General features: G+C 75.5%; 21 protein-coding genes. 8 read left to right on the plus strand and 13 right to left on the minus strand.

What is annotated here, in order from left to right; translation table 11 throughout:
- Nucleotides 1-60 precede the first annotated feature (60 nt).
- The 7 genes from ACI79B_RS16055 to dnaA all read right to left on the minus strand — a co-directional run bounded on the left by ACI79B_RS16055 (nt 61) and on the right by dnaA (nt 9,231).
- Nucleotides 61-1,827, minus strand: a complete 1,767-nt coding sequence (locus ACI79B_RS16055; protein WP_457000199.1) for an ABC transporter ATP-binding protein — start codon at nt 1,825-1,827, stop codon at nt 61-63.
- On the minus strand, nt 1,824-2,600 hold the full coding sequence (locus tag ACI79B_RS16060) for a hypothetical protein (RefSeq protein WP_456927726.1): 777 nt from the start codon (nt 2,598-2,600) through the stop codon (nt 1,824-1,826). The genes ACI79B_RS16055 and ACI79B_RS16060 overlap by 4 nt, the downstream gene beginning before the upstream one ends.
- Before the next feature lie 13 nt (nt 2,601-2,613).
- Nucleotides 2,614-3,114 carry a DUF721 domain-containing protein gene (locus ACI79B_RS16065; protein WP_456927725.1) on the minus strand — a complete coding sequence of 167 codons (501 nt, stop codon included), beginning with the start codon at nt 3,112-3,114 and terminating at the stop codon, nt 2,614-2,616.
- A complete protein-coding gene (gene recF / locus ACI79B_RS16070) occupies nt 3,107-4,285 on the minus strand; it encodes a DNA replication/repair protein RecF (RefSeq protein WP_456927724.1) in 1,179 nt (392 codons plus the stop codon). Before recF ends, ACI79B_RS16065 begins: the two co-directional genes overlap by 8 nt.
- Nucleotides 4,286-4,316: 31 nt before the next feature.
- Nucleotides 4,317-5,249, minus strand: coding sequence for a phosphogluconate dehydrogenase (NAD(+)-dependent, decarboxylating) (gene gnd / locus ACI79B_RS16075; RefSeq protein ID WP_456927723.1), 933 nt, complete (start codon nt 5,247-5,249; stop codon nt 4,317-4,319).
- A gap of 109 nt (nt 5,250-5,358) precedes the next feature.
- Entirely contained in the window at nt 5,359-6,546 is a 1,188-nt protein-coding gene (gene dnaN, locus ACI79B_RS16080) for a DNA polymerase III subunit beta (protein WP_456927722.1), read from the minus strand.
- Between the two features lie 840 nt (nt 6,547-7,386).
- On the minus strand, nt 7,387-9,231 hold the full coding sequence (gene dnaA / locus ACI79B_RS16085) for a chromosomal replication initiator protein DnaA (RefSeq protein WP_456927721.1): 1,845 nt from the start codon (nt 9,229-9,231) through the stop codon (nt 7,387-7,389).
- 675 nt (nt 9,232-9,906) lie between these two features.
- Between dnaA and rpmH the strand changes: the two genes are divergently transcribed.
- From rpmH to ACI79B_RS16125, 8 genes are all read left to right on the plus strand, one after another.
- Nucleotides 9,907-10,044 (plus strand): 50S ribosomal protein L34, encoded by a 138-nt coding sequence (gene rpmH / locus ACI79B_RS16090; RefSeq protein ID WP_040338882.1) that lies wholly within the window; start codon nt 9,907-9,909, stop codon nt 10,042-10,044.
- Nucleotide 10,045: 1 nt separating this feature from the next.
- Nucleotides 10,046-10,465, plus strand: coding sequence for a ribonuclease P protein component (gene rnpA, locus ACI79B_RS16095; protein WP_456927720.1), 420 nt, complete (start codon nt 10,046-10,048; stop codon nt 10,463-10,465).
- Nucleotides 10,462-10,878, plus strand: a complete 417-nt coding sequence (yidD, locus tag ACI79B_RS16100) for a membrane protein insertion efficiency factor YidD (protein ID WP_456927719.1) — start codon at nt 10,462-10,464, stop codon at nt 10,876-10,878. The genes rnpA and yidD overlap by 4 nt, the downstream gene beginning before the upstream one ends.
- Nucleotides 10,871-12,055, plus strand: coding sequence for a membrane protein insertase YidC (gene yidC, locus ACI79B_RS16105; protein WP_456927718.1), 1,185 nt, complete (start codon nt 10,871-10,873; stop codon nt 12,053-12,055). Before yidD ends, yidC begins: the two co-directional genes overlap by 8 nt.
- Before the next feature lie 131 nt (nt 12,056-12,186).
- Entirely contained in the window at nt 12,187-12,786 is a 600-nt protein-coding gene (locus ACI79B_RS16110; RefSeq protein WP_456927717.1) for a Jag family protein, read from the plus strand.
- Nucleotides 12,783-13,439: a 16S rRNA (guanine(527)-N(7))-methyltransferase RsmG gene (gene rsmG, locus ACI79B_RS16115; protein WP_456927716.1), complete on the plus strand. Its 657-nt coding sequence runs from the start codon at nt 12,783-12,785 to the stop codon at nt 13,437-13,439. Before ACI79B_RS16110 ends, rsmG begins: the two co-directional genes overlap by 4 nt.
- 91 nt (nt 13,440-13,530) lie before the next feature.
- The gene (locus tag ACI79B_RS16120) at nt 13,531-14,643 is read left to right on the plus strand and encodes a ParA family protein (protein WP_456927715.1); all 1,113 of its coding nucleotides are present in this window, start codon (nt 13,531-13,533) and stop codon (nt 14,641-14,643) included.
- The gene (locus tag ACI79B_RS16125; RefSeq protein WP_456927714.1) at nt 14,640-15,707 is read left to right on the plus strand and encodes a ParB/RepB/Spo0J family partition protein; all 1,068 of its coding nucleotides are present in this window, start codon (nt 14,640-14,642) and stop codon (nt 15,705-15,707) included. Before ACI79B_RS16120 ends, ACI79B_RS16125 begins: the two co-directional genes overlap by 4 nt.
- Nucleotides 15,708-15,769: 62 nt before the next feature.
- On the opposite strand, the gene ACI79B_RS16130 is transcribed toward ACI79B_RS16125, so the two are convergent.
- The 6 genes from ACI79B_RS16130 to ACI79B_RS16155 all read right to left on the minus strand — a co-directional run bounded on the left by ACI79B_RS16130 (nt 15,770) and on the right by ACI79B_RS16155 (nt 22,655).
- Nucleotides 15,770-16,771 carry a D-alanine--D-alanine ligase family protein gene (locus ACI79B_RS16130; protein ID WP_456927713.1) on the minus strand — a complete coding sequence of 334 codons (1,002 nt, stop codon included), beginning with the start codon at nt 16,769-16,771 and terminating at the stop codon, nt 15,770-15,772.
- A 1-nt stretch (nt 16,772) separates the two neighbouring features.
- Nucleotides 16,773-18,173: an aminotransferase-like domain-containing protein gene (locus ACI79B_RS16135; protein ID WP_456927712.1), complete on the minus strand. Its 1,401-nt coding sequence runs from the start codon at nt 18,171-18,173 to the stop codon at nt 16,773-16,775.
- A gap of 91 nt (nt 18,174-18,264) precedes the next feature.
- Complete coding sequence (locus ACI79B_RS16140; RefSeq protein WP_456927711.1) at nt 18,265-19,407, minus strand: N-acetylmuramoyl-L-alanine amidase; 1,143 nt, start codon at nt 19,405-19,407, stop codon at nt 18,265-18,267.
- Nucleotides 19,408-19,534: 127 nt separating this feature from the next.
- Nucleotides 19,535-19,861, minus strand: coding sequence for a thioredoxin (trxA, locus tag ACI79B_RS16145; protein WP_387988625.1), 327 nt, complete (start codon nt 19,859-19,861; stop codon nt 19,535-19,537).
- 106 nt (nt 19,862-19,967) lie between these two features.
- On the minus strand, nt 19,968-20,921 hold the full coding sequence (trxB, locus tag ACI79B_RS16150) for a thioredoxin-disulfide reductase (RefSeq protein ID WP_456927710.1): 954 nt from the start codon (nt 20,919-20,921) through the stop codon (nt 19,968-19,970).
- A gap of 117 nt (nt 20,922-21,038) precedes the next feature.
- Nucleotides 21,039-22,655: a hypothetical protein gene (locus tag ACI79B_RS16155; protein WP_456927709.1), complete on the minus strand. Its 1,617-nt coding sequence runs from the start codon at nt 22,653-22,655 to the stop codon at nt 21,039-21,041.
- Nucleotides 22,656-22,707 lie beyond the last annotated feature (52 nt).

The following is a 22,707-nucleotide window of genomic DNA, read 5'->3' on the forward strand; positions in this document are numbered from 1 at the left end:
TCGCGGGACCCTCCGGGCCCCCCGCCTCCCGCCACCTCGCCCGAGCAGGAGGTCCGCCGGTCACACCAGCAGCTGGGCCGAGGCGAGCTCGCGGTAGAGGGGGCTGGTCTCGACCAGCTCGGCGTGCGTGCCGCGGGCGACGACCCGGCCGCCGTCGAGGACGACGATCTGGTCGCTGTCGAGCACGGTGGACAGCCGGTGGGCGACGACGAGCAGCGCCCGGTCGGCGGCCGCGGCGGCGAGCGTCTCGCGCAGCAGGTTCTCGTTGCGGGCGTCGAGGCTGGCGGTCGGCTCGTCGAGCAGCAGCAGCGCCGGGCGGGCCAGCAGCGAGCGGGCGATCGCCAGGCGCTGCCGCTCCCCGCCGGACAGCAGCACGCCCTCGTCGCCCACCGGCACGTCCAGCCCGCGGGACGAGCGCTGCACCACGCCGGTCAGCCCGACGTCGGCGAGCACCGCCCACAGCTCGTCGTCGCCGGCGTGCGGCGCGGCCAGCAGCAGGTTCTCCCGCACCGTGCCGGCGAGGACCGGCGCCTCCTGCTCGACGTAGCCCAGCTGCGCGCGCAGCGCGGCCCGCGGCAACTCGCGGACGTCGGTGCCGGCCCACCGGATCGCCCCGCCGGTCAGCGGGTAGAAGCCCTCGACCAGCGCGAGCACCGTCGACTTCCCCGCGCCCGACGGCCCGACCAGCGCCACCCGGCTGCCGGCCGGCACGGTCAGCGACACCCCGCGCAGCACCTCGGTGCCGTCGGGGTAGGCGAACGAGACGTCGTCGAGCTCCAGCAGCGGGACGCCCCGCGCCGACGTCCGGGGGGCGGTCGTCGCGCCGCCCACCTCGGCGACGGCGTCCCGCTCGGGCTCGAGGACCAGCACCTCCTGGATGCGGGCCAGCGCACCGAGCCCGGTCTGCAGCTGGGTCCACGCCGAGACCGCCTGGCCCAGCGGCATGACCAGCAGGAACAGGTAGAGGATGAACGCGACCAGGTCGGCGACCGCGATCGAGCCGGTGGCCACCCGGTACCCGCCGAGCCCCAGGACGGCGAGGAACGCGCCCTGCACGGCGATCGACCCGGCGGGCGCGACCAGCGCCTGCACCTTCGCCACCGAGACCCCGGCCCGGTAGGCCCGCGCCGCGCTCTCCCCCACCGCGTCGACCTCCCGCGCGGTGGCGCCGCTGGCCCGGATCGTGCGCACCGCCGACAGCGCCCGCTCGACGGCCGCCGTCATCGCGCCGACCTCCTCCTGGGCCCGCCGCGAGAGCCGGCGCACCCGCCGGCTGGTGCTGACCACCACCGCCAGCCCGACGGCCACCGCGGCCAGCGTGACCAGCAGCAGCCAGACGTCGACCAGCGCCATGGCCACCAGCGCGCCGACCCCGACCACCGCCGAGCCCACCACCTCCACGACGCCGGAGGTGACGGTGGCGCGCAGCAGCGTGGTGTCGGCACCCACCCGGGACATGAGGTCGCCGGTGCGCCGCCGGTCGTACTCGGCCACCGGCAGCCGCAGCAGCCGGTCGGCCACGGTGCGCCGGGTGGTGAGGACCACGCCCTCCCCGGTGCGCTGCAGCAGGTAGGACTGCCCCGCGTTCAGCACCGCCCCGGCGACCAGGACCAGCACCAGCGCGGCGACGGCGGGCAGCAGCGGCCGGCCCGCGCCGACCGCGGCGATCACCCGCCCGGTGAGCGCCGGCTGGGCCAGCGCCGCGGCCGCGCCGACCAGCGACAGCCCGGCGGCCAGCAGCAGCGGCCGCCGGTGCGGGCGGAGCAGGGGCAGCAGGTCGCGCAGCCCCGCCGCGGCCGGTGGGGCGGCGGCCTCGGCGGCGCTCAGGAGACGCCGGCCAGGGCGGCGACCATCGCGCCCAGCAGGCGGGCGTGGTGCTCGATCAGCTCGGGCCGCTGCCCGTCGGGGCGGACCGCCGCGAGGTGGCCGGCGGCGGTCCAGAACTCGTCGCCGTCGTCCGAGGCCATCAGCAGCCCGCGCACGGCCGGGTCGCCGACCAGCCGGCGGACCGCCTCGCCGTCCTCGGCGGTGAGCAGCACCCAGCGGGCGTCGAAGGCCTCGTCGCCGCTGGGCACGTGCAGCAGGCCGCCGGTGCGGTGCCGCCAGAACCGGGCCGGGGACAGCCGCAGGCCGGGCAGCGGCAGCAGCACCGGCGCCGCGGTGACCGCCCACTCGGGCACGGTGTAGCGCCGGTCGGTGAAGACGACGTCGAAGGCGACCAGCTCGAGGGTCCCGGCGCGCCCGCGCATCACCCCGGCCGGCCGGTGGTCCTTCGTGGCGCGGACCGGGGCGGTGGCGACCAGCTCGGCGAGGACGGCGTCCTGGGGCGCGGTGCCGTCGGAGATCTCCCAGCCGTGCTGCAGCGCCCAGCCCTGCGCCCCGACGGTGTCGCCCTGGTAGCGGAACACCTGCTCGACGACGCCCGGCGTGCGCTGCCGCGGCGCGGGCGGCGCCCAGGAGACCACCGGCCCGGGGCGCGCCGGCTCGGGCTCCCGGTCGCCGTCACCCGTCCCACCCTCACCGAGGTGGGCCGGCTCCTGCCAGCCGTCCCGGTCGCGCGGGTCGTCGTCGCGGGGTCGGTCGTCGTGCGGGCTGCTCATCGGGGCACCGTCCTCATCCGTACGTGTCGCGGGGCCCCCGCCCGCGGACCGACCGCGGGCCCTTCTTCCAGCTGGGGGCCGTCGGTCCGACAACGCGCAGCCGGGTCACCACGTCCCCGCCGACCTGGGCGCGCAGCTTGGCGAGGATCGTCGGGGCGAGCAGCCGCAGCTGGGTGGCCCAGGCGGTGGACTCCGCGACGACGAGCAGCTCGCCCTCGGTCAGCGTCTCCGGCCGGCAGTGCGCGGCGATGTCGGGGCCGACCAGCGTCGACCAGCGGCCGAACACCGCGCCGACGCGGGTCTGCTCCGACCAGTCCTGCGTGCTGACCAGCGAGTCGACCAGGCGGGCCAGCGGCTGTGGGTCGTCGTCGCCGGGGCGCGGGCCGGTCCACCGCCGCCGCGGTCCGGCCACCCGGCGGCGGGTGGGCGCCGGGCGGGCCGCCGACGCCGCGCGGGCCGCCTCCAGCGCGGCGCGGGCGATGTCGCTGGGCCGGGCCGGCCGCTCGTCAGCCACCGTGGACCTCCTCGCCGGTGCCGGCCGCCTCGACCAGCGTCGCCGTCCCCTCGCCCACCTCGACCCGGGCGCCGCGGAGCTCGTCGGGCACGTCGTCGAGCACGGCGGCCGTGATGAGCGTCTGCTCGGCGCCCCGGGCGACCTCGGCCAGCGCCGCCCGCCGGCCGGCGTCCAGCGTGGCGAAGACGTCGTCGAGCACCAGGATCGGTTCCTCCCCGTCGGCGCGCAGCAGGCCGAAGCAGCCGAGCTTGAGCGCGAGCGCCAGGGACCAGGACTCGCCGTGGCTGGCGAAGCCCTTGGCCGGGGCGGGGCCCAGGTGCAGGACCAGGTCGTCGCGGTGCGGGCCGACCAGGGTCATCCCCCGGTCCACCTCGTCGCGGCGCCGCTCGGCGACCCGCTCGCGCAGCGCCGCCGACAGCTCGGCGGCCGACGGCGTCGCCGCGCCCTCGGCCAGCGGGGCGCCGTCGCCGGCCAGGGGGACGGTGCTCGCGTAGCCCAGGCCCGCGGCCGCCGCGCCCGCGCCGGCCACGGTGGCGTAGGCGCGGGCGACGTGCGGCGCGAGGTCCGCGACCAGCGCCAGGCGGGCGGCCAGCAGCTGCCCGCCGAGCTCGACGAGGTGGGTGTCCCAGACGTCGAGGGTGGCCAGCGCGTCGCCGCGGGCCATCCGCGCGGTCTTGAGCAGGGCGTTGCGCTGCTTGAGGACCCGCTCGTAGTCGCTGCGCACCCCGGCCAGCCGCGGCGTGCGGCTGACCAGCAGGTCGTCGAGGAACCGGCGCCGCTCGGCCGGGTCGCCGCGCACCAGCGCGAGGTCCTCGGGGGCGAACAGCACGCTCTTCACCAGCCCGAGGAGCTCGCGCGGGCGCGGCAGCGCGGCCCGGTTCACCCGCACCCGGTTGGCCCGGCCCGGGTTGACCTCCACCTCGACGAGCAGCTCGCGGTCCTCGCGGCGCAGCGCCGCCCGGACGACGGCCTGCCCCGCGCCGTGGCGCACCAGCGGCGCGTCGGCGGACACCCGGTGGCTGCTCATGGTCGCGAGGTAGCCGACCGCCTCGACGAGGTTGGTCTTGCCCTCGCCGTTGCGGCCGACGAACACCGTCGGGCCGGGCCGCAGCGCCAGGTCGACCTTCTCCCAGCTGCGGAAGTCGACCAGCTGGAGGTGCCGGACGTACATCAGCGCCCGGCGGGGAGGACCACGAGCTCGCTCACGCGGGGCGCTCGACCTCCTGCGCCTTGACGGCGTGCACCGCGTGCCCGCCGAACTGCTGGCGCAGCGCGGCGACCGCCTTCATCGTGGGCGAGTCGTCCTGCCGCGAGACGAACCGGGCGAACAGCGACGCCGCGATCGTCGGCATGGGGACGGCGTGGTCGATGGCCTCCTGGACCGTCCACCGGCCCTCCCCGGAGTCCTCGGCGTAGCCGCTGATCTTCTCCAGCTGCGGGTCCTCCTGCAGCGCGCGGACCAGCAGGTCCAGCAGCCACGAGCGGATGACGGTGCCCTGGGTCCAGCTGGCGACGACGCCCGGCACGTCCTCGATCAGGTCGACGGCGGCCAGCAGCTCGTAGCCCTCGCCGTAGGCCTGCATCAGCGCGTACTCGATGCCGTTGTGGACCATCTTCGCGTAGTGGCCCGCCCCCACCGGGCCGGCGTGCACGAAGCCCGCCCCCGGGATCGCCTCCCCCGACGCGTCGGTCGGCGACGGCGGCTTGAGCGCGTCGAACACCGGCTGCACCTTGGCGACGTCGTCCTTCGAGCCGCCGACCATCAGCGCGTAGCCGTTCTCCAGGCCCCAGACGCCGCCGGAGACGCCGGCGTCGACGTAGCCGACGCCCTTCTCGCCGAGCATCTCGGCGTGCACCTTGTCGTCGGTGAACCGGGAGTTCCCGCCGTCGACGACGACGTCGCCCGGCTCGAGCAGCTCACCGAGCTGGCGCACCGTCTCCCGGGTCGGCTCGCCGGCCGGGACCATCACCCACACCACGCGCGGCGCCGACAGCGCGCCGACGAGCGCCTCGAGGCTGTCGACGTCGCGCCTGTCCGGGTGGTGGTCGAAGCCGACCACCTCGTGACCGGCGCGGCGCAGCCGCTCGGCCATGTTGCCGCCCATTTTGCCCAGCCCGATCAGCCCCAGCTGCACGGCTCAGTCCTTCCCTCGCGGTCGTCATGGCACGGGCGCACGCGACGGTGCGGGTGCCCGCGGTGTGCGGTGCCCTCCCCGGCTGCCCGGGACACCTCGTCCGCCGACGTCAGCCCGGCAGACGCACCGGCATGATCAGGTAGCGGTAGCTGCCGGGGCGCTCCACCGGGCGCTCGCCGCCGTCCTCGTCGTCGGTCGCCGGGTCCTCGACGCCGGAGAGCACCGCGGGCTTGAGCGGGCTGGTGAAGTCCATCCGCGCCCGGCCGGTGTGCACCGCGGCCAGCCCGTCGAGCAGGAACGTCGGGTTGAAGCCGATGGTCAGCGGGTCGCCCTCGAACTCGACGTCGCAGCGCTCCTCGGCCTGGCCCTCGTCGTCGCTGCCGCCGGCGCGCAGCGTCACCTGGCCGGGGGTGAACTCGCAGCGCAGTGGCGTGCCGCGCTCGGCGACCAGGGCGACGCGCTTGGCGGCGTCGGTGAACTGCACGACCGGCAGCGTGGCGTGCGCGGCCGACTCGCTCGGCATGATCGCGCGGTACTTGACGAACTCGGCGTCCAGCAGCCGGGTGGTGGTCTGCCGGTCCTTGCCGGACAGGCCGAGGATGCCCTCGCCGGACCCGGTGGAGGACAGCGAGACGACGATCTCCGGGCCGCTGGTCAGCGTCCGGGCGGCGTCGGCGAGCGTGCGCGCCGGGACCAGCACCGCGGCCGAGATGCCGGGGGTCTCCGGGCGCCAGGCGAACTCGCGCACGGCCAGCCGGTAGCGGTCGGTGGCGGCGAGGGTCACCCGGTCGTCGTCGATCTCCAGCCGGACGCCGGTGAGCATGGGCAGCGTGTCGTCGCGGCCGGCGGCGACGGCCACCTGGCCGACCGCCTCGGCGAACACGTCGCTGTCGACCACGCCGGCCGACGACGGCATCGCCGGCAGCGACGGGTAGTCCTCCACCGGCAGCGTGGGCAGGCTGAACCGCGCGTTGCCGCAGGTGATCGCCAGCCGCGGGCCGTCGGCGCGGACGTCGACCGGCTGCGGCGGCAGCGCGCGGGTGATCTCGGCGAGCAGCCGGCCCGGCACCAGCACCCGGCCGCTCTCCCCCGCCTGCACGTCGACCTCCGCGCGCGCGGACACCTCGTAGTCGAAGCCGGAGACCGACAGCTGACTGCCGTCGACCTCGAGCAGGATGCCGGCGAGGACCGGCACCGACGGCCGCGGCGGGAGGCTGCGCGCCGTCCACGCGACGGCATCCGCGAGCACCTCGCGTGTCACCCGGAACTCCATGACCGACCCACCCCAGCTCTGCACGGCCCACTGCTGTCGTCTGCGCACCCCGGCGCCCCGGCGTCCGTGCGGACCGGGAACGGGGCTCTGTGTCTGTTGCGTCGTTCATCGTGCCCGTCGGGGTGTGGATGGGGGAACCCGGGACCCGATCAGGTGGCCGCCCCTGCTCCCTGCTGCTGTCCCGCTGCGGCCCCGGAGCCCCTCCGGGCCGCAGCGTCCCCACCCCTACTGGGGTTCGAGAAAACCCGGATCTATCTCCCTCATCTCCGTCATCACCGGTGTGGAAGCTGGGGATCGAGGCCCTTCCCGCAGGTCAGCGCCGATGTCGACATGTTGGCTCGCTGTGGGGAACTCACGTGCGGTTGTTGTCGACACGTGGACATCTCGACGGCCGTGCACAGGCACCGTCGTCCGTCCACGACCAGTCCCCGCTCCACCCCCGGTCTGTCCCCAGTCCGTGCCCAGGGCCCCGGCGGCCGTGCCGGCCGGCGACGCGCGCAGGTGGGGACGAGGGCCCGCCGGCGGATCGAAAGCGCAGGTCACCACGGCGGAACGTCGCTGCATGCACACACTGGGGAACCACCTGGGGACGACACCCGGTGCCACTGCTCCCCCGGCCGGTCCGGCCCCGCCGGGATCACGATCTCCCCAGGGTGTGCACATCCCTGGGGACAACTCGTCGTGATGTCGACACGGCGGAGGCCGGTGACCGCCCGGCAGCCGCGGGACGACGGGCGACGACCGGCCCCGGCCGCTGCCCACCGGCTGTGGACAGCCGGCCCGGTGTCTCCACCGCGGGCCGGGACGACGACGGCCGCCGGGGCCTCACGTGAGGTCCCGGCGGCCGTCGGAGGGCCCGGGGGGCTACTGGCGGGCGCGGCTCTTGATGCGCGCGGTCAGCTCGGTGACCTGGGTGTAGGTCGCCCGGCGCTCGCTCATCAGGTTGGTGATCTTCTTGACCGCGTGCATGACCGTGGTGTGGTCCTTGCCGCCGAAGGAGGCGCCGATCCGCGGCAGGGACAGCTCGGTGAGCTCGCGGCACAGGTACATGGCGATCTGGCGGGCGTTGACCAGCGTGCGGCTGCGGTTGGAGCCCTGCAGCTCCTCCATCGTCACGGAGAAGTACTCCGCGGTCGCGGCCATGATGATCGCCGCGGTGATCTGCGGGCCCTGCTCGTCGCTGATGAGGTCCTTGAGCACCAGCTCGGCCAGCGGCAGGTCGACCTGCTGCTTGTTGAGGCTGGCGAAGGCGGTGACCCGGATCAGCGCGCCCTCGAGCTCGCGGATGTTGGTCTGCACCTTGCTGGCGATGAACTCCAGCACCGGGTCGGGCACCTGCAGCCGCTCGCCGTAGGCCTTCTTCCGCAGGATCGCGATCCGGGTCTCCAGGTCCGGCGCCTGGACGTCGGTGATCAGCCCCCACTCGAACCGCGTGCGCAGCCGGTCCTCGAGCGTCGTCAGCTTCTTCGGCGCCCGGTCGGAGGTGATGACGATCTGCTTGCTCGCGTTGTGGAGCGTGTTGAAGGTGTGGAAGAACTCCTCCTGCGTCCGCTCGGCGCGCTCCAGGAACTGGATGTCGTCGATGAGCAGGAAGTCGATGTCCCGGTAGCGGCGGCGGAAGTCCTCGGCCCGGCCGGAGTGCACCAGGTTGATGAACTCGTTGGTGAACTCCTCGGTGCTGACGTAGCGCACCCGCACGTTGGGGAACATCCGCGCCGCGTAGTGCCCGATCGCGTGCAGCAGGTGCGTCTTCCCCAGCCCGGAGTCGCCGTAGACGAACAGCGGGTTGTAGGCCCGCGCCGGGGCCTCGGCGACGGCGACCGCCGCGGCGTGGGCGAACCGGTTGCTGTTGCCGATGACGAAGCTGTCGAAGACGTACTTGGGGTTCAGCCCCGGGTCCAGGCCGGCCGGCGGACGGCGGTCACCGAACAGCGGCACAGTGGTGCCGGACGTGCGGCCGGCGGACCCGCCGCGCTGCGGCCCCGGCTCGTCGGCGCCGTCGGGTGCGGCGTCCCCGAGGTCGAAGGGCAGCACCTCGGCGCCCTCCCCGACGCGCGGGCCGCGGCGGCGGCCGGTGCGCCCGCGGCTCGCGGGGCTCCAGTCGGTGCCGCCCCACTCCCCCACGCCGTCACCGGCGGGCGGCGGGACGTCGACGGGCGGCGCCTCGCGGCGCGCGGCGTCCCGGCGGGAGGCGTCGGCCCGGCCGGCGTCGTAGGGCTCGAAGGGACCGGCCTCGTACGGGGCCGGCTCGTAGGACGCCGGCTCGTAGGGGCCGGGCTCGTACGGCGCGGGCTCGAAGCCGGCGCGGTCGAGCGGCCGCGCGTCACTGCGCACCCCGAAGGCGCTGCGGCCGTCGTCGGCCCGCTCGCGGTCCTCGTCGCTGGGGCCGGCGTCGACCGGCGTCCACGGCCGGCGGGTCGGCGGCTCCGCGGGCGCGGGCGCGGAGGCGGGGGTGTCCTCGAGCTGGATGGCGACGCCGATGTCCCGGCCGAGCTGCTCGGACAGCGCCTCGGCCAGCACCCGGCGCATCCGCGACTCGAGCACGGTCTGGGTGAACTCGTTGGGCGCGGCGAGCACGGCGGTGCCCCCGACCAGGCCCACCGGCCGGGTCAGGTTGAGCATCGCGTTCTGCTGCCGGGTGAGGCTGGTCGCCAGCCGCTCGCGGACCGAGTCCCAGACCTCCGCCAGGTCCACCGTGGCATCGGCCATGACCGTGTCCTCCCCTTGCAGTTCGTCCCCGCTGTGCGACCTCCGGCGTCCCCAGGAGCCGGCGTCCCCGGTGCCACGGCTGCCCGGGAAGTGGACATCCTGGACACCCGGGTTCCACACGAGTGTCCACAGGCTGTGCACGACCGGCGACATGGCGCCGTGTCGACCTGTGGATGTCCAGGTCGCAGCGGTGTCGTCGCTGGTCGGGAGGGAGGTCGTGATACGGCTCGAGGCGGACTGCGGTCAGGTCGACCGGGTGGTCGGCCCCCGTGCCGGGCGGTCTGCCCGGACCGGAGCGACGGCGACGCTAACAGCCCCGTCCACAGCCCGGCAACGACGTCCGGGGACGCCTGGGACGGCCGGTGCGTGTGTCGTTCGGCGTGTCGTCCCCGGGCGGTCGGCGTGCCGACACCGACCGTCCGCCCGGAGGGTGCAGCCTGGCGGGTCGCCGTCGGCGAGCCGGTCGCGTGACCGGGACCGCGGGATCGGCGTCCTCGGGCCCCGCCGTCCTCGGTTATGCTGGTCGGAGTCTGTGGACCGGGCCGCTGGCACCGGGATCCGCAGCGCCAGCCTCGCGGGGTCCCGCGGAGTGGCCCCGCCGCCTCTCCCGGAGCCCCGCCGCGTGCCTGCCCACCGGCCGGCCGCACCACCGATGTCCTGCCGTAGGAGTACCCCGTGAGCAAGCGCACCTTCCAGCCGAACAACCGCCGCCGGTCCAAGACCCACGGCTTCCGGCTGCGGATGCGCACCCGCGCAGGCCGCGCGATCCTCGCCGGCCGCCGCCGCAAGGGTCGCGAGAAGCTCTCCGCCTGAGGTGCTGCCCGCGCAGGCCCGCCTGCGCCGGCGTCCGGAGTTCACCGCGGTCGTCCGGTCGGGCCGGCGTGCCGGTCGGCCGACCATGGTGCTCCACTACCTCCCCGTCCGACCCCCGGCCCGCACGGCCGGGGGTCTCGGCGTGCCCGGGGACGGGACGCCCGCCGGGCCCCGCGCCGGGTTCGTGGTCGGCAAGGCGGTCGGCAACTCCGTGGTCCGGCACCGCGTGACCCGGCAGCTGCGCGCCGCCGTGCGCGAGGAGCTCGGCCGGCTGCCCGCCGGCGCCGACCTCGTCGTCCGGGCCCGCCCCGACGCCGCGACGGCGACCTCCGCGCAGCTGCGCCGCGACCTGGCCGCCGGCCTGGACCGGGTGCTCGCCGAGCGGTCCCGGCCGGCGACCGAGCGGACGCGGTCCTCGTGAGCGCCCCCGCGACCCGGCGTCCCGGACCCGTGGCCCGCGCGCTGCTGGCCGCCGTCGGCTTCTACTCCCGCGCGATCAGCCCCGCGCTGCCCCCGCGCTGCCGCTTCGCCCCGACCTGCAGCGCCTACGCCGCCGAGGCGGTCGCCGTCCACGGCGCCGCCCGCGGGTCGTGGCTGGCGCTGCGGCGGCTGCTCAAGTGCGCGCCCTGGCACCCCGGCGGCTACGACCCGGTCCCCGCGCCGCGCGCGGACCGGGCACGCCGCGGAACCGGCGGCGACGGCCGCACGTCGATGACAGCGGCACCCGCGGCGCCCGCCGCCGGCGTGCCCGCCGCCGACGGTGCCCGTCGCCCCGCCCCCGAGACCCCGCCGGCGTCCCGCCGGGCCCCGCAGGAGGAGTCCTCCGTTGCTTGACTGGCTCTACACCGCCATCGCCTTCGTCATGAAGACGTGGCACTCGGTGTTCTCGACGTTCCTCGACCCGGCCGCCGGCATCACCTGGGCGCTGTCGATCGTGTTCCTCGTCGTCACCGTCCGGCTGCTGCTGTTCCCGCTGTTCGTCAAGCAGATCAAGAGCCAGCGGGCGATGCAGGAGATCCAGCCGGAGATCCAGAAGCTGCGCAAGCAGTACGGCGCGGACCGCCAGGGCTTCAGCCAGGCGATGATGGCGCTGCAGAAGGAGCGCGGGGTCAACCCGCTGGCCGGCTGCCTGCCGATCCTCCCGCAGATCCCGGTCTTCCTCGCGCTGTTCCACGTGCTGCGCCGGCTGCAGCCCGGTGCCCAGGGCCTCTACAGCTGGAGCGACGAGCTCACCGACCAGGCCGCCAAGGCGGAGCTGTTCGGGGTCGCGCCCATCTCGTCGTCCTTCAACATGACGGGGGCCAAGGCCGAGGCCATCCTCGCGCTGCCCGGTGTCACCCAGGCCGGCATCCGCACGGTCGCGCTCATCCTCATGGTGATCATGTGCGTGACGACCTACGTCACGCAGAAGCAGATCATGAAGCGCTCCGGCCCGGTCGAGGGCCAGGCCGCGATGGTGCAGAAGCTGCTGCTCTACGGCATGCCGATCAGCCTCTTCGTCACCGGCTTCTTCTTCCCCATCGGCGTCCTCCTGTACTGGATGACGAACAACCTGTGGACGCTGGGCCAGCAGTTCTTCATCCTGCGCAAGATGCCCCCGCCCGGCAGCCCCGCCGCCAAGGCGAAGGCCGAGGCCGAGAAGCCCGCGATCGACCCGAAGACGCTCGCCCCCAAGCCGGGCGCCAAGCCGGTGCGCGGCAAGGGCGGCCGGCCCGCGGGTGCCGGCGTCGAGCTCACCAAGGGCGGCACCGACGGCGCCGCGGCGGACGGCGCCGCGGCGGACGGCAGCACGGCCGCCGGCACCGCGAACGGCACCGGCAGCACGAACGGCACCGGCAGCGCGAACGGCACCGGCGGCAGCACGGCCGGCGGCAGCACGGCCGGCGGGGCGACCGCCGCGGGCGGGACCGCCTCCGGCGGCCGCTCCGGCGGGAACCGCACCCCCCGGCCCGCGAACCGCGGCCCGCACGGCCGGCCCGCCGGCACCGGCGGCAAGCGCAAGCGCCGCTAGACCCCGGTCCGCGGCGACGGCGTCCCCGACGCCGGCCGCCGCGGACCCGCCGCGAGGAGCAGCGACCCCGCGCCCTCCGGCCTCCGACCTCCGGGCCCGCCCCGGCTGCCGCACCGACTGGAGGTACCTCCGTGAGCGTCCCGAACCACACCGCACCGGCCGAGACCCCCGACCTCCCCGACGCCGACGACGACAGCACCGACGCCGTCCTCGAGCCCACCGACGAGGTCGCGCCCGCCCCCTCGGGGAACGGCCGCGCCGCCACCGGCACCGACCTGCTCGTCCGCGAGGGCGACGTCGCCGGGGACTACCTCGAGCGGCTGCTCGACATCCTCGACGTCGACGGGGACATCGACCTCGACGTGGAGGGCGACCGGGCCTCGGTCGCCATCGTCGGCGGCGACCTCGACGACCTCGTCGGCTCCGACGGCTCCGTCCTGGAGGCGCTGCAGGAGCTCACCCGGCTGGCCGTCGCGCAGGCCACCGGCGTCCGCAGCCGGCTGATGCTCGACATCGGCGGCTACCGGGCCCGGCGGCGCGCGGACCTCACCTCCATGGCCGCCGAGGCCGCCCGCCGGGTCGCCGGCACCGGGCAGCCCGAGCGGCTGGCGCCGATGAACCCCTTCGAGCGCAAGGTCGTCCACGACGTCATCGCCGGCGTCAGCGGGGTGCGCAGCGAGTCCGAGGGCGAGGAGCCCAACCGCCGCGTCGTGGTCCTGCCGGAGCGGTGAGCGGAACTCCCGTCCCGTCCGCCCCACCCGCCCCGGAGGTCGCCGCCGCCGTCTTCGGGGCGGGGCTGCCCGGCGCCGAGCGCTACGTCGCCCGGCTCGCCTCCGACGGCGTCACCCGTGGGCTGATCGGCCCGCGGGAGGTCCCGCGGCTGTGGGAGCGGCACGTGCTCAACAGCGCGGCCGTCGCCGAGGCCGTGCCCGAGGGGGCCCGGGTGGTCGACGTCGGCAGCGGCGCCGGCCTGCCCGGGATCCCGCTCGCGCTGGCCCGGCCGGACCTGCGGATGACCCTGGTGGAGCCCATGGCCCGCCGGGTCGAGTTCCTCGAGGAGGTCGTCGCCGAGCTCGGTGCCCCGTGGCGGGTGGTCCGCGGCCGCGCCGAGGAGCGATCGGTGGCGACCGCGGTCGGCCCGGTCGACGTCGTCACCGCCCGGGCGGTCGCCGCGCTGCCCCGGCTGGTCGGCTGGAGCCGCGGCCTGCTGCGGCCCGGCGCCCAGCTGGTCGCCCTCGTCGGCGCCCGCGCGGTGGAGGAGCTGCCCGCGCTGCTGCCCGAGCTGGAGGCCGCGGGCATGCGCGACGTCCACGTCCGGGCTGTCGGCGCGGAGCTGGGGGACGCTGCCACTACCGTGGTGGTGATGACGCGGGGCCGACGGTGAGGCCCCGCGGGACGACGACGGCGTTCCACGTGGAACGCGACCAGGTACCCGTCCCGTTCCACGTGAAACGGGTCGGCAGGAAGGACCCGCGATGACCGACCCGGGCCAGCGGCTGCGCAGCAGCCTCGCGGCCGACTCGGCGGCCCACTCCGGCGGGGACTTCGACAGTCCCATCGCGATGGAGGCGCTGCGGGCCACCCGGGTGCTGCACGCCGCCGACCAGGAGCCGTTCCCCGCACCCGGCCGCATCCGGGTGATCACCGTGGCCAACCAGAAGGGCGGCGTCGGGAAGACCACCTCGACGGTCAACCTGGGCGTGGCGCTGGCGCTCTACGGCCTGCGGGCGCTGGTCATCGACCTCGACCCGCAGGGCAACACCAGCACCGCCCTCGGCGTGGAGCACACGGTGGGGACGCCGTCGATCTACGACGCCCTCGTCGGGGACAGCTCGCTGGCCGACGTCGTCCACCCGACGACGGCGAGCCCGAACCTGCGCTGCGTCCCGGCGACGATCGACCTGGCCGGCGCGGAGATCGAGCTGGTCTCCGTCGTCGCCCGCGAGTACCGGCTGCGCCGGGCGATCGAGGCGTACATCCACGGCCTGCCCGAGGACCAGCGGCCCCACTACGTCCTCATCGACTGCCCGCCGTCGCTGGGCCTGCTGACGCTCAACGCGCTCGTGGCCGGCGACGAGGTGCTCATCCCGATCCAGTGCGAGTACTACGCGCTGGAGGGCCTGGGCCAGCTGCTCAACAACATCGAGCTGGTGCGCGCGCACCTCAACCCGGGGATCGCCGTCCGCACCATCCTGCTGACGATGTACGACGGCCGGACCAAGCTCGCCGACCAGGTCGCGGAGGAGGTCCGCAGCCACTTCGGGGACCTGGTGCTGGCCACGGTCATCCCGCGCAACGTCCGGGTGTCCGAGGCGCCGGGGTACGGGCAGTCCGTGCTCACCTACGACCCGGGCTCGCGGGGCTCGACCAGCTACGTGGAGGCCGCGCGCGAGCTCGCCGAGCGGGGCGTCGGCCTGGAGCCGATCGACGTCCGGCCGATGGGCCCCCCGCCGCCGCCTCCCGCGCCGGTGACCGCGCCCATGCCCGCCGTCCGGCCGGGCGCCGCGCGGCACGCCGACCCGGCGTTCGCCGGCACCGACGCCGCCGTCCTGCCCGTTCCCAGCCCCGTCGACGAGGAGACCCGATGAGCAAGCGTGGCGGCCTCGGCCGGGGTCTCGCGGCGCTGATCCCCACCGCCCCGCCGGTCGAGCAGCCCACGCTGCCGGAGGCCGACGGCCCGGCTCCCGCCACCCCCGAGGCGGGTGGGGCGCCCGGGGCGGGTGGGGCACCGGCGCCGGTCACCCTGCTGCCGCCGGCGGCGCAGGCGGCCGCCACCGTCGCCGCGCAGGCCGCGTCGTCTCCCGGCACGGCAGCCGTCGGCGTCCCCGGCGCGCAGCTGCGCGAGGTCGCCGTCGGCGACGTCGCCCCCAACCCGCGCCAGCCGCGGCAGGTCTTCGACGACGAGGCGCTCGAGGAGCTCACCCACTCGGTGCGCGAGTTCGGCCTGCTGCAGCCGATCGTCGTGCGCGAGCGCACCGACGGCGACGGCGGGGCGCCCTACGAGCTCATCATGGGCGAGCGCCGCCTGCGGGCCGCCCGCGCGGCCGAGCTGGAGACGGTGCCGGCGATCGTCCGGGACACCGAGGACGACGCCCTCCTCCGCGACGCGCTGCTGGAGAACATCCACCGCGTCCAGCTCAACCCGCTGGAGGAGGCGGCGGCCTACCAGCAGCTGCTGGAGGAGTTCGGCGCCACCCACGAGGAGCTGGCGCAGCGGATCGGCCGCAGCCGCTCGCAGGTCACCAACACCATCCGGCTGCTCAAGCTGCCGGTGAAGGTGCAGACCCGGGTCGCCGCCGGCGTCATCTCCGCCGGGCACGCGCGGGCGCTGCTGGGCCTCGACGACGCCGAGGCGCAGGAGGCCCTGGCCGCCCGGATCGTGGCCGAGGGCCTGTCGGTGCGGGCCACCGAGGAGGCCGTCGCGCTCGCCGTGGCCGAGCAGCCGGCCTCCCGCCGCCGCGCCCGCCGGATCAGCGCGCCCGGCGTGGAGGACCTCGCCGGCCGACTGTCCGACGTCTTCGAGACCAAGGTGAAGATCCAGATCGGCCGGGCCAAGGGCCGGATCGTCGTCGAGTTCGGGTCGGTCGACGACCTGCAGCGCATCATCGGCCAGATGGCGCCAGACCTGACCGGTCGCCGCGAGGAGCAGTAGGACCCACGGACACGGAGAGGCCGGTTTCCGTCACGGACGGAAACCGGCCTCTGTCGTCTGTGTCAGCGGGCGCTGCGGGCCCGGCGGGTGAGCAGCCCGGAGAGGACCTCGCCGAGGTCGTGCCCGGCGGCCTCGACCGCCATGGGGAACATGGAGGTCTCGGTCAGCCCCGGGGAGACGTTCACCTCGAGGAAGTGCACCTCGCCGTCGGACGAGACGATCGCGTCGGTGCGGGACAGGTCCGCGAGGCCCAGCGCCCGGTGCACCCGGACGGCGACCTCGGACGCGCGGGCCGCGACCTCGTCGGACACCCGGGCGGGCGCGTGGTACTCGGTGAGGCCGGGCGTGTAGCGGGCGGTGTAGTCGAAGACGCCGGACTCCGGGACGATCTCCACCGCCGGCAGCGCCTGGGGCCCCTCCCCCAGGTCGACGACCGACAGGGCGAGTTCCACGCCGTCGACGAACCGCTCGACGAGCACGGTGTCGCCGTAGGCGAAGCAGCTGACCATCGCCGCGGGCAGGTCCTCGACGCGGGTCACCTTCTGCGCGCCCAGCGCCGAGCCGCCCGAGGCCGGCTTGACCATCAGCGGCAGCCCGAGCCGGGCGACGATGAGGTCCAGGACGGCGCCGGCGCCCAGCTCGCGGAAGGTGCTGTGCGGCAGCGCCACCCAGTCCGGCGTCGTCACCCCGGCCGTGCGCACGACCGACTTGGCCGCGGGCTTGTCCCATGCCAGCCGGCAGGCCGCGGCCGGGGAACCGACGTAGGGGACGCCGGCCAGGTCGAGGACCGCGCGCAGGGCGCCGTCCTCGCCGGTGGCGCCGTGCAGGGCGATGAACACCGCGTCGGCGGGGGCGGCGGCCAGGCCGGGCAGCAGCTCGGCGTCGGCGTCGCGCAGCTCGGCGTCGACACCGACGCGGGCCAGCTCCTCCACCACCTGGGTGCCCGAGGACAGGCTGACCTCGCGCTCGAAGGTCAGGCCACCGGCCAGGACGACGGCGCGCAGCGAGGTCTCCTCGACCTCGGGGGCGGCCGGTGCGGCGGGGTCGGTCACGGGGTCGGTCACGTCAGTCCTCGATCCGGTCGCTGCTGGCGGGGCCGACGATGGTCTCGGCGGTGCTGTCGGTCCGGCCGACGGCGCGGAAGGTGCCGGTGTCGACAGCGTCGAAGGTGGAGTGCAGGTCCAGCTCGGCCTCGATGACCCGGGCCAGCCGGCGCACGCCCTCCCGGATCTGGTCCGGCTCGGGGTAGCAGTAGGACAGCCGCATGTACTCGCGGCCCGACCCGTCGGCGTAGAAGCCGATGCCCGGGACGTAGGCCACGTGCGCGCCCACCGCCCGCGGCTGCATGAGCTTGGCGTCCAGGCCGTTCGGCAGCTTCAGCCACACGTAGAAGCCGCCGTCGGGCCTGGTCCAGGTGGTGCCGGGGGGCATCAGGGCGTCGAGCGACTCCAGGGTGGCGTCGCGCCGCTCCCGGTACAGCTCGGTGAACAGCTTGATCTGCTCGCGCCAGGGCTGGGTGTCCAGGTAGCGGGCGACGGCGTACTGGGTGAGCGAGGGCGGGCAGAGCACCTGCGCCTCGGTGGCCAGCACCAGCTTCTCGCGGACGGCGAGCGGCGCGAGCACCCAGCCCACCCGCAGGCCCGGGGAGAAGGTCTTGGAGAACGAGCCGAGGTAGATGACCCGCTGCGCGTTGCGGGCCCGCAGCGCGCGCATCGGCTCGTGGTCGAAGCCGAGCAGGCCGTAGGGGTTGTCCTCGATGACCAGCAGGTCGTACCGGTCGGCGATGTCGATGATCGCCTGGCGGCGCGGCTCCGACAGCGTCACGCCGGCCGGGTTGTGGAAGTTGGGCACCGTGTAGAGGAACTTGACCCGGTCGCCGTTGGCGCGGCACTCGAGCAGCGCCTGCTCCAGCGCCTCCGGGACCAGCCCGTCGTCGTCCATGGCGACGTGCCTCACCCGCGCCTGGGCGGCCTGGAAGACCCCGAGCGCGCCGACGTAGGACGGGCCCTCGGCGAGGATGACGTCGCCCGGGTCGCAGAAGACGCGGGTCACCAGGTCCAGGGCCTGCTGCGAGCCGACGGTCACCACGACCTCGCTGGGCGAGGCGTCGGTGATGCCCTCGAGCGCCATGACGTCGCAGATGCGCTCGCGCAGCCGCGGGTCGCCCTGGCCGGAGCCGTACTGCAGGGTCTGCGCGCCCATCCCGCTGACCAGCTCGCCGATCATCGAGCCGACGGCGTCCAGCGGCAGTGCGGTGACGGCGGGCATGCCGCCGGCCAGCGAGACCACCTCGGGCCGGCTGACGACGGAGAAGAGTGCGCGGATCTCCGAGCTCTTCATGCCGTGCGTGCGGGCTGCGTACCGGTCGGCCAGCGGGTCCAGCCGCGGGTGGCGGGGCACCACGTGCCCGTGCTGCTGCGGCGGCGTGCGGTGCGGCTGGCCGTGCGACGGCGGGAGAGGGGCCACGGACCGAGTGTAGGGAGGCCGCCGCGCGCGCCCGTCCGACACGGCGGCTGGGACGGACCCGTCACACCTGGGGCGCCAGGCGCCCCAGCCGTCACACCTTCTGGGGCAGGACGAACGTGCCGGTGGGCGGGTCGGCCTCCGCGGGGAGGAACAGCCGCTGGACGGCGGCCAGCACCGCCGAGGCCACGGTGCCGCGGAGCCGGGCGTCGAGCAGCAGCAGCCGGTCGACCGGGTGCGACAGGTAGCCGACGTCGAGCCGGACGGCGGGCATCCGGGTCATCCGCAGCAGGTCCCAGGTCTTGGGGTGCCCGCCCAGGTCGAGCATGCCGGTGCGGGCCACCACCTCGCGGCGGGCCAGGTCGGCGAAGCGCTCCCCCACCGTCGACGACGTCCCCGAGCCGGTGCCGTAGTAGTAGCTGGCCACCCCGCGGGCGTGCGACGAGTCGTGGGCGTCCGTGTGCAGGGAGATGAACAGGTCGGCGCGGGCGTCGTTGGCGAACGCGGTCCGCTCGGCCGGCGTGGGGCTCTGCTCGCGGCCGCGGGTGAGGTAGACCGTGGCGCCGGCCGCGGCCAGCCGCCCCTCGATCCGGCTGGCGAGGTCGAGCACGAGGTCGGCCTCGGTGGTCTCGCCGGCGGCGAAGCCGGTGTCGGCGCCGCCGTGCCCGGGGTCGACGACGATGCGCCGGCCGATCAGGTGCGGCCCGCTCTCGACGAACTCGGCGCTCTGCCGCAGCAGCTGGGGGCGCCCGCCGGTCACCTTGCGGCCGAGCTGGCGCAGCGCCCGCAGGGTGGCGGGCCCGCAGGTGCCGTCGGCGGTCAGCCCGTAGTCGCGCTGGAAGGCCTGCAGGCCGGACTCGGTGTCGCGGCCGAAGATGCCGTCGGCGCGGCCGGCGTCGTAGCCGAGCTCGAGCAGCCGCTCCTGCAGGTTGGTGACGTCGTCGCCGCGCACCGGCCGCACGGGGTCGTGGTGCAGCAGCCGGTCGCCCAGCGACCAGCGCGCCTCCGACAGCGCCCGCCAGGTCTCCTCGCCGACCCGGCCGTCCACCGACAGCCCACGGACCTGCTGGAAGTGGCGGACGGCGAGCGCGGTGGCCTCGTCGTAGACGCCGTCGGCGGGCCCGGAGCCGTCGGTGGGCCGGAGCAGGCCCAGGCTGCGCAGCGCGGCCTGTACGTCTGCGACGGCGGCTCCGTGGCTGCCCGGACCCAGCGGCTGCATGTCGCTCTCGCTACCCATCGTGCCCACGATTGTCGCCTCCGCGACGCCTCCCGGCCCAGCCGGGGGTCCGGCCGGCGCAACGGCGAGGGCCCGCCTGGGACGTTCCCAGACGGGCCCTCGGGAGCCGTGTGTCGGAGCCTGCGGCTCAGATGTAGTCGGCGAGGTCGGAGAGGATCGCGCCCTTCGGCTTGGCACCGATGATGCTCTTGACCGGCTTGCCGCCCTGGAACACGGTCATCGTCGGGATCGACATGACCTGGTAGTCGCGGGCGATCTGCGGGTTCTCGTCGATGTTGAGCTTGGCGATCGTCAGCTTCTCGCCGTGCTCCTTGGCGATCTCCTCGAGCACCGGGGCGACCATCTTGCACGGCCCGCACCACTCGGCCCAGAAGTCGACGAGGACGGGCTTGTCACTGCCCAGCACCTCGTTGGCGAAGGTCGCGTCGGTCACCGTCACGGTGTTGCCTGCCATGGTCGTTCTCCTCTGTCGCGGTCGAGGTCTGTCGGCCTCCGCGGGGAGTAACCCGCGGAGGGGGTGCGGTATGCCCCGGTCCCGTCGGGACCGGTGCCCGCGGGGTTCAGCGCTCGTCGAAGGTCTCGGCCAGCCAGCGCTCGGCGTCGATGGCCGCCGCGGCGCCGGTGCCGGCCGAGGTGATCGCCTGGCGGTAGACGTGGTCGACGACGTCACCGCAGGCGAACACGCCGTCGATGTTGGTGCGGGTGGAGGGGTGCTCCACCTGGATGTAGCCCTCGTCGTCGAGCTTGAGCTGCCCGGCGAACAGCTCGCTGCGCGGGTCGTGGCCGATCGCCACGAACACGCCGCTGACCGGGAGCTCCTCGGTGCCGCCGGTGACGACGTCGGTCAGCTGCACGCCGGAGACGGTCTGGTCACCGAGCACGTCGGTGACCTGCTTGCCCAGCGCCCAGCGGATCTTCTCGTTGTCCTGCGCGCGCTTCTGCATGATCTTCGAGGCGCGCAGCTCCTCGCGGCGGTGGACGACGGTCACCGTCTTGGCGAAGCGGGTGAGGAAGGTGGCCTCCTCCATCGCCGAGTCGCCGCCGCCGACCACGACGATGTCCTGGTCGCGGAAGAAGAAGCCGTCACAGGTGGCACAGGCGGAGACGCCGTGGCCGAGCAGGCGCTGCTCGTTGTCGAGGCCCAGGTACCGGTACTTGGAGCCGGTGGCGACGATGACCGCGTGCGCGAGGGTCACCTCGTCGCCCACCTTGACCACCTTGGGCGTGGCGGTGAGGTCGACCTCGGTGACGTCGCGGGCGACCAGCTCGGCGCCGAAGCGCTCGGCCTGCTGGCGCATGTCCATCATCAGCTGCGGGCCCTGGATGCCCTCGGCGAAGCCGGGGAAGTTCTCCACCTCGGTGGTGGTCATCAGGGCGCCGCCGAACTGGGAGCCCTCGAAGACCAGCGGGTGCAGGTTGGCCCGGGCGGCGTAGACGGCCGCGGTGTAACCGGCGGGACCCGATCCGATGATGACCAGGTCACGGACGCCGTCGTGCTCCGCGGGCGGGATCACGGGCGACTGGACCTCCGTGGTCGTCGCGGGGCCAGGGGTGGGCTGGGGGTCGGTCACGCGGGGCACAACGCCGCATCGTAGGGCGGGATTCCCGTGATCAGGGCCCTGACGTGCAGGTCACTCCCCCGCGGCGGGGGTGACGGCGACCTCGGCCAGGTCGCCGGCGAAGCCGTCCCCGGCGGGGACCAGGCCGGTCACCCACACCAGGACGTACTGCGCGGTCACCGGCTCGTCGAAGGCGAGGTCGGTGGTCCCGTCGACGCTGCCGGCGGTGGCGACGGCGAAGGAGTCGAGGTCGCCGTCGGGGGCCTCGCCGGTGCGGACCTCGACGTTGATCCCCGGGGTGGTCGTCGTCAGCGCGACGCCGCCGATCGCCTGGGCCGAGCCGAGGTCGTAGACGACGCCGACGCCGGGCTTGAGGTTGCCGAAGTCCGCCGAGCCCCGGTAGGTCAGCGTGGACCAGGTGGTGGCCGGGTCGCCGTCGTGGGTGGCCGGCACGTCGTCGGTGTTCTCCGGCTCGCCGTCGCCGAAGGGGTCGAAGACGGTGGCGCCGCGGATCGTCAGGGGCGTGCCGGCCTCCGGCGCGGGGGCGGCGCTGTCCTCGGCGGGCGCGCTGCTGGACGGGACCACGGGCGTGCCGGGCCGCTCGTCGACGTTCGTGGCGACCGAGAGCAGGTTGGTGCCCACCCACCAGGCGAGCAGCACGACGACGACCAGGGCGGCCAGCAGCAGGCCGACGACCAGGAACCGGCGGCGGCCGGGCGAGCCACCGGCGTCGTCCTCGTCCTCCTCGTCGACCGGGTCGCCGGCGACGTCGACGTCGTGGGGGGCCTCGGCCGGCACCGGCGGGAGGGCGCGGGCGGGCCCGAGCGGCACCGGCGGCAGGGTGTCCGGGTCGAGCCGCTGGGGTCCTCCGGCGTCCTGCGCCGCCACGGTGGGGGCCTGCTCGGCGTCGCGGTGCTCGCGCAGGCGCCGCAGCCACCCGCTGTCGCTCTCGTCGCGGCCGCGGACCGGCACGGCCGAGGACCGCGGGCGATCGGCGAGCAGCGCGGCCATCGCCGCGGCGCTGGCCAGCCGGGCGCCGGGCTCGGTGGAGCGGACGCGGCGGACGAGCGCGGCCAGGTCCGGCTGGGCGATGACCGGGGCGGCGGCGGGGACGCCGTCGGGCCCGGGGACGCCGGCCTGCCGGCCGGTGAGGCAGTACTCGAGCAGTGCGCCGAGGGCGGCGATGTCCTCCTGGACGGTGCCCGTGGCGGCGGGGACGGCGCGCAGGCCGACCAGCCCGTTGGGCCGCAGGACGACGGTCTCGGGGCTCAGGCCGCCGACGGCCAGGCCCACCCGGTGCGCCTCGGCGACGCCCTCGGCCAGCCGGCGCAGGACGGTGCGGGCCTCCCGCTCGCCCATCGGCCCGGACCGCAGCCGCTCGGCGAGGGTCTGCCCCTCGATCCACTCGTTGACGACGTAGGCCACGCCGGTCTCGCCGCCGCTGCCCTCCGAGGCGTCGTAGACCATCGCCAGCGCGGGGGTGGCCAGGCCGCCGGCGGTGAGCGCGCGGGCGATCCAGGCGCGCGCCGGCGGGCCGCCGGGGACGTGCACGCGGATGGCGACGTCGCGGTTGAGGATGCGGTCCTTGGCGCGCCAGCAGTGGATGACGCCGGTCGCGGTGTGTTCCGCGGGGCCGACCTCGTCCAGCGGTCGGTACCGGTCGGGGAGGCCGGTGATCGTCGCCGTCATGGACGTGTCCGACCCCCTGTCCGCTCCCCCCGGCTGCGCGCTGCCCCGGGGA

It is taken from the genome of Geodermatophilus sp. SYSU D00879 (genome assembly GCF_054050375.1).